Raw genomic sequence first — 17,259 nt, 5'->3', positions numbered from 1 at the left:
GCTGGGATGACGGGCTTACTTCCCCGTGATCGGGCTGGGCGTCACCATCGTCGCGCCGGGCACATGATCCTTCTTCCACTGCATCGAGCGCCGCACGCGGTTTTCGCCCGACGGGTGATCGAAGAACAAGATTTCCTCCACCGCCCCCGGCGAAATCTTGCGATATTCGGACAAGCGCATCGCCGTCTTGGCAAAGCCATCGGGTTCGCGCGCCGCATCCAGCCCGAAAATATCCGCCTCGATCTCGTGATGGCGGATGATCGAATTCTGCACCGGCGTCAGGATCAGGCCGCCGATCCCGGCGAGCAGCAGCAGCACGGGCGTCGCCGCCGGATCGGCCACGTTGCGCACGCCCCAGCGCGGGTTGCGCGCGATCAGCGCGGGCGCAATCCGGCTGACGACGAAGAACAGCAGCAGGACCACCAGGCTGAAGGCGAGGATCAGCCTCCACACGTGATTGAGCACATAATGGCCCATCTCATGCCCCATCACCGCCACCACTTCCTCAGGCGCGGTGCGCTCGAGCAGATTGTCGTTGAGCGTGATGCGGATCGTCGGCCCCAGCCCCGAGACATTGGCTGAGATGCGCTCGGTCTGGCGCGAGGCATCCGAGACGTAGATATGCTCGGCCGGGATCTGGTTGGCCGCGGCGATCGCCACGATGCGCTCACGGATCGGCCCGGCGGGAAGCTCGGTATAGGTGTTGAACAAGGGCGCGATGAACACCGGCGTGACCAGCGCGCCGAACAGCACCACCGCCACCATCACGCCGCTGCCGATCAGCCACCAGCTGCGGCGAAACCCGCGGATCACCGCGAACAGCAGAATGGCCAGCAGCGCGTTGAAGATCAGCCCGATGCCGAACGCCTTGGCCGCGTCGATCGCCCAGCCGGCGAAGCTCTGGTTCATCAGGCCATACTGATTCTCCCGCAGGAAACCGGCGTAGATCGACCAGGGCAGCGTCAGTACCGTCGTCAGCACAACCAACGGCAGCGCGTAGATCCCCGGCACCAGCCAGCGTTTGCGCGTCTTGCGCTCGGCCCAGGTGCGCAGCCGCGGCGACACGCCGGTGAACAGCAACGCCAGATAGACCAGGCTGGATACCAGCGTACTCCACAAGGGCAGCCAATAGCCGCCCTCGAAATAGGCGTCGGATTGCGCACGGGACGGGCCTTGCAGCAACGCGAGATAGGCGCGCGTCGCCGCGTCGACATCGAACCCCGGCGTGGCGGCATGCGCCACGGCAGGGAGCGTTAACGCCGCAATCAATCCGTATCCCAAAGCCTTGCGCATCAAATCCCCCGAACCGCCGATTTCTCAATCAAGCGCGAGATGTTAACGCGCGCCATAGCCATTATAGAGCAGCCCGAAGAAATCGCCCTTGTTCCAGCGCGGGCGGGCATCATCATCGGCGATCGCGCGGGCGATGGCATAATTGGCATCGACGAAGCGGATGCCCTGCGCCCAATCGAGCGCGGGCTGCTGCGTCAGATCGTCCGACGGCTTGTGATAATGCCGCGACAGGAAATCGGCATAGGCCGCCTTGCCCGGCCCGGCCTGGCCCGGCCACAGGAATACCGAGGGCACGCCCTGCTGCACGAAACGGTAATGGTCCGAGCGCACGAAGAAGCCTTGCGCAGGATCGGGATCGGGCCCCATCGTGACCCCCAGCGTGCCCACCGCCTTGGCCACGATCGGCCCCAGCGTCGAGCGATCCGCGCCGTACACCGTCATGTCCTCGAACGCGAAGGTCAGGATCGGCATGTCGAGATTGACGTCGGCCACGATCGTATTGATCGGCACGGTCGGGTGGCGCGCGAAATAATCCGCGCCAACCAGGCCCTTTTCCTCCGCCGTTACCGCCAGGAACATGATCGTGCGGCGCGGTGCCTTGCCGCTCGTCTTGAAGCGCTTCGCTTCCTCGATCAGGCTGGCGATGCCGATCGCATTGTCTTCCGCGCCGTTATAGATCGTGTCGCCGCTGGCATCGGGCTTGCCCACGCCGATATGATCGAGATGCGCCGACAGCACCACGACCTGCTTGCCAAGCACGGGGTCGCTCCCCGGGATGATGCCCGCCACGTTGCTGCTGAGCACGGGCGTGAAGGTGGTTTTAGCTGCGACCGCGAGCGTCACGGGCAGCGTCTCGGCGGTGAAGCGCGTTTCGCTGTTGCGCGCCTGTTTGGCGATCCGCGCCCATTTGGTCTTGGCGCCAGCGAACAGCTTCGCCGCGCCGCTGGCGCTCAGCGTGCCGAGATTGGGCGCGCCATCCGGCTTGCCTGTGCCATCGGCCAGCGCCCAGGTCGTGCGCGCGCGATCCCATTCCGCCGCCAGCCGCGCGAACGGTTGCGCCCGTTGCGCCCCGGCGCGCTCGATCGTGATCGTGCCCAGCGCGCCGTGCTGGGCGGCGATTGCCTGCTTGGCGCTGCCGCCCGAGAAATGCGCGCGCTCCTCGCTTTGCAGGCTCTCCGGCGCGCCGCCGAAATAGGCCACGATCTTGCCGCGCACATCCACGCCGGCATAATCATCGCGCCCGGCATGCGGCGCGACGATGCCGAAGCCGACGAACACCACCGGCGCATTCAGCGTCGTTTCGCGCGCCGCCGGATTGGCGGCGGGGACGACATCCTCGCCGAACAGCAGCGGCTGGGGCGCGCGGCCCGCGCGGGTCAGCACGAAACTGCCCTTGTCCGCCGCGCGGTACGTGGTCAGCGGCACCTTTTGCAGATAGCCGCCCTCGTCGCCTGCGGGCCGCAGCCCGGCGGCATAGAATTGCGCGGCGACATATTGCGCGGCGATATCGAATTCGGCGCTGCCCGCCTCGCGCCCGCGCATCGCGTCGGAGGCGAGGAACATCACATGCGCCTTCATCGCCGCCTGATCCTCGGGCAGCGGCGCGGTGATGATCGCGTTGATCGCCAAATTGTCGCGCGGCTTGGGCGCTTCCTCGGCGCCCGCAGCAGTGGTGATCGTCGCCAGCGCCACGGCGCCCAAAATTCGAAGCATTACAAATCCTTTGCGCGTTGCAGCGTGTATTTGGGCGGTAGCATGCGGTTTCGCCTGCGCAAACGCCGCCGAGTCCGGTGACAGGCGGGCGTCGCGTCCCTACATTCAGCGCATGCTCGACGTTCAGGCCATCGCCCATCCGCCCCTCGCTCCCCTTGCTGCCGCCGGGGTCATCCGGCGCGAGGATTATACCCCGCCCGATTGGCAGGTGCCCGAGATCGCGCTCGATTTCGCGCTTGATGCGGCGGCCACGCGGGTCCGCGCCACGCTCCAGGTGGTGCGCAGCAGCGCGCATGATCAGCCGCTGGTGCTGGATGGCGGCGGGCAGACGCCGCTGTCGGTCATCGTCGATGGCGTGGCGATCAACGATTGGCGGCTGGAAGGCGGTGCGCTGATTGTCCCGCTCAGCGGCGCGGCGCATGTTGTTGAAACCGAAGTGGAGATCGCGCCGGAGCGCAACACGCAGCTGATGGGGCTGTATGCCTCGGGCGGCAATCTGTGCACGCAATGCGAGGCCGAAGGCTTCCGGCGCATCACCTTCTTCCCCGATCGCCCCGATGTGCTGAGCGTCTACACGGTGCGCCTGGCGGCGGATAAAGCGCGCTATCCGGTGCTGCTCGCCAATGGCGATCCGATCGCTGCGGGCGATCTGCCCGATGGCCGGCACTGGGCCGAATGGCGCGATCCGTTCCCCAAGCCTTCGTATCTGTTCGCGCTGGTCGCCGGCGATCTCGTCGCCAACCGCGCCACCTTCACCACCATGTCGGGGCGCGATGTCGCGCTGGGCATCTGGGTGCGCGCCGCCGATCTGCCCAAGACGGAACATGCGCTGGCCGCGCTGCAAACCTCGATGGCGTGGGACGAGCGCGTCTATGGCCGCGAATATGATCTCGATGTGTTCAACATCGTTGCGGTCGACGATTTCAATTTCGGCGCGATGGAAAACAAGGGGCTGAACATCTTCAACAGCCGCTACATCCTCGCCGATGCCGATACCGCGACGGATTACGATTTCGATGCCATCGCCGCGGTCGTCGCGCACGAATATTTTCATAATTGGTCGGGCAACCGCATCACCTGCCGGGACTGGTTCCAGCTGAGCCTCAAGGAAGGCTTCACCGTGTTCCGCGATCAGGGCTTCTCGGCCGATCAGGGCTCGGCCGCGGTCAAGCGGATCGAGGATGTGCGGGGCTTGCGCGCCGCGCAATTCCCCGAGGATGCCGGCCCGCTGGCGCATCCCATCCGCCCGGATGAATATCAAGAAATCTCCAACTTCTACACGGCCACGATCTACAACAAGGGCGCCGAGGTGATCCGCATGATCGCCACGATCCTGGGGCCGGAGCGCTTCCGCGCCGGCACTGATCTGTATTTCGACCGTTTCGATGGCACGGCGGCGACGTGCGAGGATTTCGTCGCCTCGATGGAGGCGGGCAGCGGCGTGGACCTGTCACAATTCCGCCTGTGGTATGCGCAGGCGGGAACGCCGCGCGTCACCGCCAGCCTGCACCACGATACGGGCAGCGATCGCGCCACGCTCACGGTGTCGCAGCGCACTCCGCCAACGCCGGGCCAGCCGAGCAAGCAACCGATGGTGTTGCCGCTCAAGCTCAAATTGTTCGGCGCGCAAACCGCGCAGACGCTGGCGCCGGAGCAGCTCGTGTTGCTTGATCAGCCGACCGAACACATCGTGTTCGAAGGTGTCGGCGAGCGCCCGATCCTGTCGATCAATCGCGGCTTTTCGGCGCCGGTGGTGATCGAAACGGATCGCAGCGCGGCCGATCTCGCCTTTCTCAGCGCGCATGATGACGATCCGTTCGCGCGTTATGAGGCGATGCAGCAATTGATGCTCGATACGCTGGTGGAAAGCGCCGCCAACGGCACGGCGGATCATCAGGCGGTGATCGCGGCGATCGCTGGCACGCTTGATAATGCCGCGCTTGATCCCGCGTTTATTGCCGAGGCGGTGTTGCTGCCATCGGATGCATTTGTCGGCGATCAGATGGCGCGCGTCGATCCGGAAGCGATTTTCCGCGCGCGGGAAGCGTTGCGCGCGGATGTCGGGCAGCGCCTCGCTGGCCGCTGGCGCGCGGCCTATGATGCCGCGCAGGTCGATCGTTTCGAATATACGCCCGCCGCCAAGGGGTTGCGCCGGCTCAAGACGGTGGCGCTGGGCTATATCGCGGCGAGCGGCGTGGACGATGCCGCGGGGCTCGCCTTTGCGCAGTTCGAGGGCGCGGACAATATGACCGATCGGCAGGGGGCGCTCGCCACCCTGGTCGCCGGGGAGTCGCCCGAACGCGTCGCCGCGCTTGATATTTTCTACAATCGCTACGGCGATAATGCGCTGGTGCTTGATAAATGGTTCCAGGTGCAGGCGCTCAGTTCACGCGCCGATACGCTGGCGACCGTCGAGGAACTGGCGCGGCACCGTGATTTTACGCTGGCCAACCCCAATCGTGCGCGCGCGCTGATCGGCGCGTTCAGCGCCAACCAGCGCGCCTTTCACGCGGCGGACGGCGCGGGCTATCGCTTCGTCGCCGATCAGCTGATCGCGCTGGACAAGCTCAACCCGCAGACCGCTGCTAAGATGATTCCCCCGCTCGGCCGCTGGCGGCGTTTCGACGAGGCCCGCGCCGCGCTGATGCGCCAGGAACTGGAACGCATCGTGGCAACGCCAGGTCTGTCGAAGGATATGTTCGAACAGGCATCGAAGAGCCTGGCGGGGTAGGCGGGTAGGGGCGCCGCGCCGCTATTTCATCAGCCCCGCGGCGCGCAGCGCATTTTCGATCACGCCTTGGATGCCCGCGATCGGCTTTGCTGCCGCCTTGGGCGCCGCGGCGGGCTTGGCGTGGCGGGGGGCAAGCCGCTTGGGCGGCAGAATCTTGGCGCTGGGCTTGGTGGCTGGCGCGACGCGCGCTGCCTTGGCGGGCAGCAGGCCCCAGGATTTGGCGATCATCGCCGTGCTGTCGATCCCCGCGGCCAGCATATATGGCCCCACCGCGCCGAGCTGCTCGGCGCCCTCGGGGTCGATCGGCACGCCGTGGCCCATGCCCGTGATGCGCCATGTTTCGACCAGCGTCTCGCCGCCGCTGATCCAGCTTTCCTGCGTCCAGCCGGCGCCTTTGGCGATCATGCCGGGGGCATCGCCCAGATCATGCGCGCCGCGCCATTGCGCGGCCAGCCGATCGAGATTGCCGATCACCACGGTATGATCGGCGCTGCCGTGCCAGATCGACACGCGCGGTCGGCGCGTGCCGGGCGCGGCACGCATCACCGCCGCGGTATCGCCGCCCGCGGCGAAACGCCCGGCCATGCGCGCCATTGCCTCCGACACGCCGTTGGCGCAATCATAAGGCAGCCCGCCGATGATCGCCCCCGCGGCAAACAGATCGGGATAGGTCGCCAGCATCACCGCGGTCATCGCGCCGCCCGCCGACAGGCCGGTGACGAACACGCGCGCCGCATCAAGGTCATGCGTGGCGATCATCTGTTCGGTCAGTTCGGCGATCGATTCCGCCTCCCCGCCGAGCCGCGCGATGTCGGCGCTCTGGAACCAGTTGAAGCACAGGTTCATGTTGTTGCCGCGGCGTTGTTCGGGGAATAGCAGCGCAAAGCCCGCGCGCTCGGCCAGCGTCGACCAGCCGGTGCCGTAATCGAAGCCAGCGGCGGTCTGCGTGCAGCCATGCAGCACAACGACGAGTGGCGCGCCCGGCGGCAGATCGGCGGGCACGTACATCCAAGCGCCCAGCGCGCCGGGATTGCGCCCCGTCGGCGTCAGCGGCTGCAACGCATCGCTTTCGCGCGTCGCGCCCGCGCCGCCCGGCAAACGGGCGGCGGCCAGCTCCGCCAGGGTTTCGGAAATGCGTGCCATGATCGTCTCTTCCTCCGGTCGGGAAGATCGACCTGGCTGCTAGAACGCAGCACCGGGCCAAGTTGTTGCTGCGATGCAGCAGAAATCTTGGGCGAGGGAACCAGGAGCCGCTGCCGGGCGCTCAGACAGCGAAACCATTCGGGACAAGATCATGAGCATCGTATTGACCGCCACGTTCGACACGCGCCGTGAGGCGGAAATGACCGTCGAACGCCTCGTGCAGGAATTCAAGTTCGATCGCGCGGCGATCAGCGTTACTGCCGGTGGCGATGCCAACAGTGCGGGCGTCGAGCCGGCGGGCGCCGACGATACCGGGCGGGCGTCGCCGGACGATGCGGCGCTGACCGGCGCGATCGTCGTCTCGATCGACGTTCCCGACGAAGCCGCCGCGGCTCAGGTGCGCGATGCGTTTGGCGAATTCAACGCCTCGGGCGTGGTCGAAACCGATACTGACGAATGACCCACCAGGTCCTCGCCGGGCGCCGCGCGCGTCCGGCGGGATAAGGTCAGCGTGGTCGCCAGATCCATCATCACGTTGCCCAGCGTGCGCATGATGTCGGGGATCGTCTCCACCGCCACGAGCAGTCCGAGCGGCGCGACCGGTGCGCCGATCGTCGCGGCCACCGGCGCGATTGCGCTGACATAGCTGACCGTCCCGGGCAGGCTGACCGATCCCAGCGAGGTCAGCGTGGCCACGATCGTGCCCACCGCCAGCGTCGCCGGGCTCAGCGGCACCTCGAACCACACGGCGATATAGATCGCCACGGCGAAGTTCATCGCCGGGCCGGTGGCGCGGAAGATCGCCACTGCCAGCGGCAGCGTCACGCCCGATGTTGCCACCGGCACGCCCAGATCGGTCGCACCCTCGACCATCGCGGGGAGCGAGGCGAGCGAGGATTGCGTGCTCACCGCCACTGCCTGGCTGGGCAGCGCGGCGCGCGCATAGGCGCCCAGCCTGGTGCGCCCGCCGAACACGGCGAGCGGATAAGCGGCGAGCGACACGGTCAGCCCGACCGCGACGACCGTGGCGATGTAATGGATCAGCGCGCCGAACGCGCCCGATCCGGCGCGCGCGCCGACCACCAGCGCCAGCGCGAACACGCCGACCGGGCCGATCCACAACACCCATTCGATCACCACCAGCATGGTATCGCGGATCGCGGTGAAGAATTGCGTCAGCAACACGCGCAACTCGCCGGCGATGCGCGTCATGGCAAAGGCGAAGATCAGCGCGAATATGATCAGCGACAGAAACGAATTCTCCGCCGCCGCCTTCACGACATTGCCGGGGATCACATCCGCGAAGAACTGGCCCAGTGGCGGTACCGTCGGGATCGTCTCGGCGCCGATCATCGCCGCGCGCAACGCCGCGGCGGACTCACGGGGCAACGGCACGATCTCCAGAAACAAGGGCGTCAGGATCGCCGCCGCGAGCGCCGAGCAGAACAGCAGGCCGATATATAAGGCGATCGCGCGCCCGGCGAGCCGCCCGGCCTGCGCCGCCGCCGCCGTCGCCGCCACGCCGGTGATCAGCAGCGAGACGACCAGCGGCACGATCGTCATCTGCAGCGCGTGCAGCCAGGCGGTGCCGATCGGCTGCGCGATCGCAATCGTTCCCTCGACCGCGGCCGGTTGCACGGCGGCAAGCGCAATGCCCCCGCCCAGCCCAACCACCAGGGCCATCAGGATACGGGTAGCTTGCGACATGCTGATCCTTCGATATGGCTACGCGGACACGCGCGGCGCTCTTCACGCCTAGGCGAACGCATAGCGGACAGGAACGCTTGACATGGCAAGGAAATATTTCGGCACCGATGGTATTCGTGGGGTCACCAACGGCGCCAACATGACCGCGGCGATGGCCATGAAGGTCGGCATGGCGGCGGGCGCGCATTTCCGCCGCGGCGATCACCGCCACCGCGTGGTGATCGGCAAGGACACGCGGCTGTCGGGCTATATGCTCGAAAACGCGATGGTCGCGGGCTTCACCTCGGTCGGCATGGATGTCGTGCTGCTCGGCCCGATGCCCACCCCGGCAGTGGCGATGCTGACGCAGTCGATGCGCGCGGACATGGGCGTGATGATCTCCGCCAGCCACAATCCCTATGGCGATAACGGCATCAAATTGTTCGGGCCCGATGGCTACAAGCTCAGCGACGAAGACGAGATGGCGATCGAGGCGCTGATCGACGGCAGCGACGTCGCGCTCGCCGCCCCGCCCGAAATCGGCCGTGCGCGCCGCGTCGAGGATGCGCGCGGGCGCTATATCCATTTCGCCAAATCCACCTTTCCGGAAGAACTGACGCTGGACGGCATGAAGATCGTCGTCGATTGCGCCAATGGCGCAGGCTATCAGGTCGCGCCCGCGGCGTTGTGGGAACTGGGCGCCGAGGTGATCTCGCTCGGCGTGACGCCCAATGGCAAGAACATCAACGACGGTGTCGGCTCGACCGCGCCGGAGCTGCTGCGCGAGACGGTGGTGGCGGCGGGCGCGCAGCTTGGCATCGCGCTGGATGGCGATGCCGATCGGCTGATCGTGGTCGATGAACTCGGCCGTGTCGTCGATGGCGATCAGTTGATGGCGACGATCGCCAGCGGCTATGCCCGCGCCGGGCGGCTCAGGAATGGCGGCCTCGTGGCGACCGTGATGTCCAATCTCGGGCTCGAGCGGCATCTCGCCACGCAGGGCATCGGGCTGGTGCGCACCGCGGTCGGCGATCGCCATGTGCTCGAGGCGATGCGCGCGCAGGGCTATAATGTCGGCGGCGAGCAAAGCGGGCACATCATCCTGTCGGATTATGCCACCACCGGCGACGGGCTGGTCGCCGGCCTGCAGATCCTCGCCGAGCTGGTCCGCGCCGGCGCCCCCGCCAGCCAGGTGCTGCACCGTTTCGAGCCGCTGCCGCAATTGCTCAAGAACGTGCGCTTCAAGGGCGGCAAACCGCTCGACGATGCGGCAGTCAAGGCAGTGATCGCCGAGGCGGAGGCCGAGCTGGCCGGCACGGGGAGGCTCGTGATCCGCCCCTCGGGGACGGAGCCGGTGATCCGCGTGATGGCCGAGGGCGACGATGCAGGCCAGGTGACCCGGGTGGTGGATCGCATCTGCGACGCGGTGCGCGTGGCGGCGGCCTGAATTCGCCGAACGCCCCGCCGTCACCCCAGCGCACGCTGGGGTCTCCCCGAGGCGCGCGGCGCGCCCGCCCCACAAAGACCCCAGCCTGCGCTGGGGTGACGGGGCGGGACCGGGCGGCTAAAGCAGCCCGATGCTCGCCATGCACCCCGATTGCCAGCGCTGCGGCGCGGATCTGCCCGCGCCCGCGCCCGGCGCGTTCATCTGTTCGTTCGAATGCACCTTCTGCGCCGAATGCGCCGATGCGCTCGATGAGCGCTGCCCCAATTGCGGCGGCGAATTGATGGATCGCCCGACGCGCACCGGCAAGGCGCTGGTCACGCATCCCGCGGCCACCGCGCGCAAATTCGCCAGCTAGTTCATCACTCCCGCAGCGGAACAAAGGCGAAACTGCTGTCCTACAAGCTGCCGGTTATGGCATAGCCCAGCGCCATGAACCGTCGCTCCCGCCATCGTCTCGACAGTCGCGTTGTCGCCGCCCACCAAACCGTGCCGGCGTCTCAACATTGTCAACATTCGCGCCGCGCCGGCGGGCAAAACCGCGCCGGCGTCTCAACATTGTCAACATTCACGGCGCACCCGGCGTGATGAAGACCCCGCGCATCCTGATCATCGCCGGCTCCGATTCGGGCGGCGGCGCGGGCATCCAGGCGGATATCAAGACCGTCACGATGTTCGGCGGCCACGCCATGACCGCGATCACCGCGATCACCGCGCAGAATACCTTGGGCGTACAGGCCGTGATGCCGGTGCCGACCGCGATGGTGCTGGCGCAGATCGAGTCCTGCGTGTCCGATATCGGCGTGGATGCGGTGAAGATCGGCATGATCGGCTCGGCCGAGACGGCCAATGCGCTGGCCGATCGGCTCGCGCAGCTGGACGTGCCGATCGTGTTCGATCCGGTGATGGTGGCGACCAGCGGTTCGGTGCTGGCGGATCCAGCGACGATCGCCGCGTTCGGGCGGCTGATGACGGTCGCCACCCTTACGACGCCAAACTTGCCGGAATTGGCGGTGCTGGAGGGACGATCGCAACGGCGGAAGGGTGAGGGTGACCCGGATCGGGTGCCAGACGATAACTTCAATCCTCCCCCGCCAAGGGGAGGTGGCGCCGAAGGCGACGGAGGGGGAGGCGAGCGATGCCCATTGCGACAGGGTGCGCCGCTTCCGCCCCCTCCGTCACGCTACGCGCGCCACCTCCCCCTGGCGGGGGAGGATGTTGAGCGTCCATCCGGCCTGGGCCACCTCCTCATCAAAGGCGGCCACGCCGAAGGCCCCGACATCATCGATCGCCTCCTGCTCAACGGCGAGGAAATCGCCCGCTGGCTCAATCCCCGCATCGTCACGCGCCACAGCCACGGCACCGGCTGCACGCTTGCCAGCGGTATTGCCGCCGGGCTCGGCGCCGGCCTGCCGCTCCCCGACGCGATTGGCCGCGCGATCGCCTATGTTCGCGCCGCGCTGGCCCATGCCCCTGGCCTTGGGGAAGGCCACGGCCCGATGGGCCACGCGCTTGGCCGCGTGCCCTATGACGTGCTGACCAATGCCTAGCCTCAAACACGAGAAACGCTGCCTCGCCCCCGTCGTCGGGGTCGATGAAGCCGGCCGCGGGCCGCTTGCTGGCCCCGTGGTCGCCGCCGCCGTCATCTTGCCGGCCAAGGGCATCCCGCGCGGCATCAATGATTCCAAAAAGCTTTCCCCCGCCGAGCGCCTGCGCCTGCACGATCGCCTGCAGGGCTGCGCGATCGTCGGCGTCGGCATCGTCGAGGCGGACGAGATCGACAGCCTCAACATCTATTGGGCGACGATGAAGGCGATGACGCTGGCGGTGGATGCGGTGGCGGCAGCGGGGGGCTGCGCGCCCGGCCATGTGCTGGTCGATGGCAATCGCCTGCCGCGCTGGGGCTATGATGCCACGCCGATCGTCAGCGGCGATGCCATCAGCCTGTCGATCGCGGCGGCCTCGATCATCGCCAAGCATACGCGCGACACGATCATGATCGGGCATGCCGAATCATATCCGCACTACAATTGGCATTCGAACAAGGGCTATGGCTGCCGAACGCATCTCGCTGCCTTGCGCGAACATGGGCCGTCGCCGCTGCATCGGCGGAGCTTTTCGCCGGTCGCGCAGCTGTTCCTCGATCTGTGAGTCTTTCGCGCCACACCCCAGCGCTGGTGGGCTGTGGATAAGGCGGGACTCAACATCTGGGTGCGCCCCCGAAATGTTCTCGCAGGCCGAGGTCGCAGGGGCAATTGGCGTTAACGAATGTTCACTTGACCGGAGTCCGCGCATCCGCAGGGATGCTGCCGACAGAGACAGGGGCAAGGTTAATGGGCGTCATCGAAAAAGTCCGGGCGGCGACACGCGCCCCGGCACAGCCCGTCGGGATTCCGGCGGCAGAACTGCCGCTCGATCAGATCCTGATGGGCGAATGCATCGCCACGATGCGTGCGCTGCCCGCCAAATCGGTCGATCTGATCTTCGCCGATCCGCCCTATAATCTGCAATTGGGCGGCGATCTCTCGCGCCCCGATGGCAGCCATGTCGATGCCGTCACGGATGAATGGGACAAGTTCGATTCATTGAGCGCATACGACAAGTTCACCCGTGAATGGCTGGCCGAGGCCAAGCGTATCCTGAAGGATAATGGCGCGATCTGGGTGATCGGCAGCTATCACAATATCTACAAGGTCGGCGCCGCGATCCAGGATCTGGGCTATTGGATCCTCAACGATATCGTGTGGCGCAAATCCAATCCGATGCCCAATTTCAAGGGCACGCGCTTCACCAACGCGCATGAGACGCTGATCTGGGCGTCGATGGGCGAAAAGGCGCGCTACACGTTCAACTATCGCAGCATGAAGACGCTGAATGATGAGCTGCAGATGCGCAGCGACTGGGAATTTCCGGTGTGCGGCGGGCAGGAGCGGCTCAAGAAGGACGGGGTCAAGGTCCATCCGACGCAAAAGCCCGAGGCGCTGATCTATCGCATCCTGCTCGCCTGCACCAAGCCGGGCGATGTGGTGCTGGATCCGTTCTTCGGCACCGGCACGACCGGCGCGGTGGCCAAGCGCCTGGGCCGGCGCTGGATCGGCATCGAACGCGAGACGGCGTATGTCGCGGCGGCGCGCGAGCGGATCGCCGCGGCGCTGCCGCTGGATGAGTCGGCGCTGAAAACGATGCAAAGCCCCAAGGCGGCGCCGCGCGTCGCGTTCGGCACGATCGTCGAGAATGGCATGCTGGTGGCGGGCGCGGTGCTGGTCGATGCCAAGCGCCGTTATAGCGTCACGGTGCGGGCGGATGGCTCGGTATTGTCGGGTGACGTGACCGGGTCGATCCACAAATTGGGCTCGGTGCTGCAGGGCGCGCCGGCGTGCAACGGCTGGACCTTCTGGCATTACGAGACGCCCGAGGGGCTGAAGCCGATCGACACGCTCCGGCAGACCTATCTGCTGGCGACGCAGCCGTAACGCCGGCCCCAATGACACGTCACCCCGGGCTTGTTCCGGGTGAGGGCAGGGAGTTGAATGACTGATCGCATGCTCCACCTCCGCCCCACGCACTTCGTCGACAGTCCGATCGGGCGCGACGGCGAAGTCGCGCGCCTCGCCGGCGGGCTGCAATGGTTCGCCGCCTATGACGTGCTGGAAGGCAGTGCGCGCCGCACGGTAACGATCGCCGAGTTCGATGCCGTGCTGGGCACCAGCGCGCGTGCGCGCCAGCTCCACGCCGCCATCACCGCGCCCCGCGCTCCCCTTGCACTGGGACACCGCATGCTGCGCTTCGACCAGCCCGGCGTCGCCGCGATCCTCAACATCACGCCCGACAGTTTCTCCGATGGCGGTGCGCATCTGGGTGACGCCGCCGCTGCCGCCGGCGCCGGGTTCGACCTGACGGTGCAGGGCGCCGCGCTGATCGACATCGGCGGCGAATCCACCCGCCCCGGCGCGCCGATCGTGTGGGAAGGCGACGAGATCGAGCGCGTCGTGCCCGTTATCGAGCGGCTGGCCAAGGGCGGCGCACTGGTGTCGATCGACACCCGCAAGGCCGCGGTGATGGAGGCCGCGCTGGCTGCCGGCGCCGCGATCGTCAACGATGTGTCGGCGTTGTTGTGGGATGATCGCGCGCTCGATGTGGTGGCCAGGGCGGGCTGCCCGGTGATCCTGATGCACTCGCCCGATCCGGCCAAGGGCCCGCATGGTGGCAACGGTTATGCCAATGTGCTGACCGACGTGTTCGACTGGCTCGAGGCGCGGATCGCCGCGGTGGTGGCCGGCGGCGTCGAACGGAGCAGGATCTTGGTCGATCCTGGCATCGGCTTCGGCAAGACGCTGCAGGAGAACCTGGCGTTGCTCAACGGGCTGGCGCTGTTCCACGGCTTGGGCTGCCCGATCATGCTCGGTGCGAGCCGCAAGCGGTTGATCGGCGCGCTGTCCAACGAAGCGCCGGCGGGTGAACGGCTGGGCGGCTCGGTCGCGCTGGCGCTGAAGGGCGCGGAGGCTGGCGTGCAATTGATGCGCGTGCATGATGTCGCGGAGACGGTACAGGCGTTGCGGGTGTGGCGCGGTTGCAAGGATCAGGCGCTCGTTGGCGGCTGATGCACCCGAGACTTGGCGTGATGCGTTCGGGCCGGCCAAGTGGAGGATTATATGATCATCGATTCTGTGCCGCGGGTCCGGCACATCATCACTGAGGTGTGGCGGCCGCTGATCGGCCTGTTCGTGTGGGACGTTATCGTAACGATAACGTATTACGTCATGCCGTTCAAAGCGCCGTCGCTGCCGTTGACGCTGTTCGGCTCGGCGCTGGCGCTGTTTCTCGGTTTTCGCGGTACCTCGGCCTATCAGCGCTGGTGGGAAGGCCGCGTGTTGTGGGGGGCGATGATCAATTCATCGCGTAGTCTGGCGCGCGCCGCCCGCAGTTATTTGCCCGACGATGAAGGGCGCGATCTGCAGCGCGCGATCATCCTGCGGCAGATCACTTACGCCCACGTCTTGCGCTGCCAGCTCCGGCGGCAGGATCCCACGACGGAGCTAAACCGCTTCCTGTCGCCGGACGAGGCGGCGCCGTCGCTGGCCCGCACCAACCGGGCCAATGGCATTCTCGACGGCACCGGTCGCCGCGTCGATCAGGCGCGTGCCCAAGGCTGGATCGATACCGTGCAGCAAGCCTCGATCGAGCGTACCCTGGTCGATATCGCCAATTCCCAGGGCGGGATGGAGCGGCTCAAGAACACGCCCCTGCCCAACCAGTATCGCTTCTTCCCGACCTTTTTCACGCGATTGTTCTGCGTGTTGCTGCCGATCGGGCTGGTCGAAACCTTGGGCTATGCCACGCCGATCGGCTCGACCGTCGCGGGGCTGATGTTCCTGGCGGTGTTGCAGATCGGCGATGATCTGGTCGATCCGTTTGCCGATAGCGTGCACGATGTGCCGCTTACCGCGATGACGCGCACGATCGAAATCGATCTGCTGCAGGCGCTCGGCGATCCCGCGCCGGAGCCGGTCGTGCCGGTCAAGGGCGTGTTGTGGTGACGCCTCAGGCGGCAGCGTTATCGATCCCGAGTTCGCCCAACTTGCGGTACAGCGTCGAGCGGCCGATCCCCAGCCGCCGCGCTACCTCGGTCATGCGGCCGCGATAATGGCCGATGGCAAGGCGGATGACATCCGCCTCGATGTCCTCCAGCGCGCGAAGATTGCCGTCCGCGTGGAACAGCGTAACGCCGCCGCTGGTCGCCATCGGCACCGGGCCGGGCGTGCTGTGCCGTTGCTGGCTGAGCGCGGCGATCTGCGGGAAATCGGCGCGCGTCAGTGCGTCGCCGTCGCACAACACCGCGGCACGGAACAGCGCGTTCTGCAACTGCCGAACATTGCCCGGCCAGTCATACCCGCCGAGCAGTGCCAGCGCATCGTCAGTGATGCCGAGCGGACGTAGCCCGGGTTGCTGCGCGACACGGGCGAGCAGGTGCCGGGTCAACGCTGGGATATCGGCGGTGCGTTCGCGCAGCGGCGGGATGGTTACCTGCACCACGTTGAGCCGGTAATACAGATCTTCGCGGAAGCGGCCGGCCTCGACTTCTTCGATCAATTTCTTGTTGGTCGCGGCGATCACCCGGACGTCGACTTCCTTAGGATGGCGCGCGCCGATCGGATGGATCTCGCCCGATTGCAGCACGCGCAGCAGCTTGACCTGCGCCTCGAGCGGCATCTCGCCGACTTCGTCGAGCAGGATCGTGCTGCCATCAGCTTCTTGGAATCGCCCGATTTTTCGCTCGAACGCGCCGGTAAACGCGCCCTTTTCATGCCCGAACAGTTCCGATTCCACCAGATTGGCCGGAATCGCCCCGCAGTTAACGGTCACCATCGTCCGCTTCGAGCGGGGCGACGCAGCGTGGATCGCCTCCGCCACAACTTCCTTGCCCACGCCGCTCTCGCCTTCGAGCAGCAGGGCAACGCGCGCGCGCGCCGCCTTGGCGGCGATCGCCAGCGCCGCGCGAAAATCAGGCGACGATCCGACAATCTCGTCGAACGCGAGCAAAGCAGGAATCTTTTCGCTCAACGGGCGCAACTCGCCGGCCGTCCTGCCGGCAACGGCGGCGTCCAGTGCGGCAAGCAGCCGTTCGGGGGCAAGAGGCTTGACCAGGAAATCGGTGGCGCCGGCGCGCATCGCCGCAACGGCGTGCGCGACCGAGCCGTTGGCGGTGAGCATCAGCAACGGCAGCGCCGGGCGGCGCGCGCGAATCTCCGCGATCAGCGCCGCCGCGTCCGTCTCTGCGGCCCAATGATCGAGCAGGATCGCGTCGAGCTGCATGCCGTCCTGCGTGCCGAGCATGGCGATGGCCATTTCGGCGTCATCGGCAAACACTGCGCGCCAACCGCGCCGCGCGGCGATCGCCGCGATCAGCCGGCGCTGGGCGGGCTCGTCGTCGATCAGCATCAACAGGCGCTGTCCGTTGCGCGTCATTCTTTTGTCCTGTCCCAATCGCTGCGGACAGGCATAACCGCGTAGGGTAAAGACGGGCTTAAGCGCAGGCGTGGTCAATCGCTAGGCACTTGAGAGACGCGCGGCGGGCGGCTAAGCGAGACATATACAAAGCTTACAGGGATCAGAGGATATGGCCGGTAACGGTGACATCAAAGCGCACGAAGGCACCTACGCACAGGTGATCGGCATGCTGAAATGGGGCGCTGTCGCCTGCGCCGTGGTCGTCGCGGCGGTCATCTATCTGATCTCGGGCTGAGCATTC

General features: G+C 66.7%; 15 protein-coding genes. 10 read left to right on the top strand and 5 right to left on the bottom strand.

From position 1 onward, the window contains the following. Nucleotides 1-15: 15 nt before the first annotated feature. Together ABC969_RS06215 and ABC969_RS06210 are read right to left on the bottom strand one after the other, a co-directional pair. On the bottom strand, nucleotides 16-1,293 hold the full coding sequence (locus ABC969_RS06215; protein WP_345863699.1) for a M48 family metalloprotease: 1,278 nt from the start codon (nucleotides 1,291-1,293) through the stop codon (nucleotides 16-18). A 42-nt stretch (nucleotides 1,294-1,335) separates the two neighbouring features. Beyond that, nucleotides 1,336-3,006: a M28 family metallopeptidase gene (locus ABC969_RS06210; RefSeq protein ID WP_345863698.1), complete on the bottom strand. Its 1,671-nt coding sequence runs from the start codon at nucleotides 3,004-3,006 to the stop codon at nucleotides 1,336-1,338. A gap of 112 nt (nucleotides 3,007-3,118) precedes the next feature. Between ABC969_RS06210 and pepN the strand changes: the two genes are divergently transcribed. Beyond that, a complete protein-coding gene (pepN, locus tag ABC969_RS06205) occupies nucleotides 3,119-5,737 on the top strand; it encodes an aminopeptidase N (protein WP_345863697.1) in 2,619 nt (872 codons plus the stop codon). Nucleotides 5,738-5,758: 21 nt separating this feature from the next. Here the strand turns inward: pepN and ABC969_RS06200 are convergent, their stop codons facing one another. Further along, the gene (locus tag ABC969_RS06200) at nucleotides 5,759-6,880 is read right to left on the bottom strand and encodes an extracellular catalytic domain type 1 short-chain-length polyhydroxyalkanoate depolymerase (RefSeq protein WP_345863695.1); all 1,122 of its coding nucleotides are present in this window, start codon (nucleotides 6,878-6,880) and stop codon (nucleotides 5,759-5,761) included. A 151-nt stretch (nucleotides 6,881-7,031) separates the two neighbouring features. On the opposite strand from ABC969_RS06200, the gene ABC969_RS06195 reads away from it, so the two are divergent. Beyond that, complete coding sequence (locus ABC969_RS06195; RefSeq protein ID WP_345863694.1) at nucleotides 7,032-7,340, top strand: hypothetical protein; 309 nt, start codon at nucleotides 7,032-7,034, stop codon at nucleotides 7,338-7,340. On the opposite strand, the gene ABC969_RS06190 is transcribed toward ABC969_RS06195, so the two are convergent. Continuing rightward, entirely contained in the window at nucleotides 7,274-8,587 is a 1,314-nt protein-coding gene (locus tag ABC969_RS06190; protein WP_345863693.1) for a dicarboxylate/amino acid:cation symporter, read from the bottom strand. The genes ABC969_RS06195 and ABC969_RS06190 overlap by 67 nt on opposite strands. An 82-nt stretch (nucleotides 8,588-8,669) precedes the next feature. On the opposite strand from ABC969_RS06190, the gene glmM reads away from it, so the two are divergent. The 7 genes from glmM to ABC969_RS06155 all read left to right on the top strand — a co-directional run bounded on the left by glmM (nucleotide 8,670) and on the right by ABC969_RS06155 (nucleotide 15,547). Further along, on the top strand, nucleotides 8,670-10,013 hold the full coding sequence (glmM, locus tag ABC969_RS06185) for a phosphoglucosamine mutase (protein WP_345863691.1): 1,344 nt from the start codon (nucleotides 8,670-8,672) through the stop codon (nucleotides 10,011-10,013). Between the two features lie 130 nt (nucleotides 10,014-10,143). Then, nucleotides 10,144-10,368 carry a DUF1272 domain-containing protein gene (locus tag ABC969_RS06180; RefSeq protein ID WP_345863690.1) on the top strand — a complete coding sequence of 75 codons (225 nt, stop codon included), beginning with the start codon at nucleotides 10,144-10,146 and terminating at the stop codon, nucleotides 10,366-10,368. Between the two features lie 229 nt (nucleotides 10,369-10,597). Beyond that, on the top strand, nucleotides 10,598-11,560 hold the full coding sequence (gene thiD / locus ABC969_RS06175) for a bifunctional hydroxymethylpyrimidine kinase/phosphomethylpyrimidine kinase (RefSeq protein WP_345863841.1): 963 nt from the start codon (nucleotides 10,598-10,600) through the stop codon (nucleotides 11,558-11,560). After that, the gene (locus ABC969_RS06170; protein ID WP_345863688.1) at nucleotides 11,553-12,161 is read left to right on the top strand and encodes a ribonuclease HII; all 609 of its coding nucleotides are present in this window, start codon (nucleotides 11,553-11,555) and stop codon (nucleotides 12,159-12,161) included. The genes thiD and ABC969_RS06170 overlap by 8 nt, the downstream gene beginning before the upstream one ends. Nucleotides 12,162-12,343: 182 nt before the next feature. Then, complete coding sequence (locus ABC969_RS06165; protein ID WP_345863686.1) at nucleotides 12,344-13,483, top strand: site-specific DNA-methyltransferase; 1,140 nt, start codon at nucleotides 12,344-12,346, stop codon at nucleotides 13,481-13,483. A gap of 57 nt (nucleotides 13,484-13,540) precedes the next feature. Next, nucleotides 13,541-14,611, top strand: a complete 1,071-nt coding sequence (gene folP / locus ABC969_RS06160) for a dihydropteroate synthase (RefSeq protein ID WP_345863685.1) — start codon at nucleotides 13,541-13,543, stop codon at nucleotides 14,609-14,611. A 51-nt stretch (nucleotides 14,612-14,662) separates the two neighbouring features. Next, nucleotides 14,663-15,547, top strand: coding sequence for a bestrophin family protein (locus ABC969_RS06155; protein ID WP_345863683.1), 885 nt, complete (start codon nucleotides 14,663-14,665; stop codon nucleotides 15,545-15,547). A gap of 4 nt (nucleotides 15,548-15,551) precedes the next feature. Here ABC969_RS06155 and ABC969_RS06150 read toward each other — a convergent pair whose 3' ends face one another. Further along, the gene (locus ABC969_RS06150) at nucleotides 15,552-16,976 is read right to left on the bottom strand and encodes a sigma-54-dependent transcriptional regulator (protein ID WP_345863682.1); all 1,425 of its coding nucleotides are present in this window, start codon (nucleotides 16,974-16,976) and stop codon (nucleotides 15,552-15,554) included. A 151-nt stretch (nucleotides 16,977-17,127) separates the two neighbouring features. On the opposite strand from ABC969_RS06150, the gene ABC969_RS06145 reads away from it, so the two are divergent. Continuing rightward, nucleotides 17,128-17,253: an aa3-type cytochrome c oxidase subunit IV gene (locus tag ABC969_RS06145; RefSeq protein ID WP_345863681.1), complete on the top strand. Its 126-nt coding sequence runs from the start codon at nucleotides 17,128-17,130 to the stop codon at nucleotides 17,251-17,253. Nucleotides 17,254-17,259 lie beyond the last annotated feature (6 nt).

Source organism: Sphingomonas qilianensis, from assembly GCF_039614825.1.
GTDB classification, from domain to species: Bacteria; Pseudomonadota; Alphaproteobacteria; order Sphingomonadales; family Sphingomonadaceae; genus Sphingomonas; species Sphingomonas qilianensis.
This window is presented reverse-complemented; position numbering and strand designations above follow the sequence as displayed.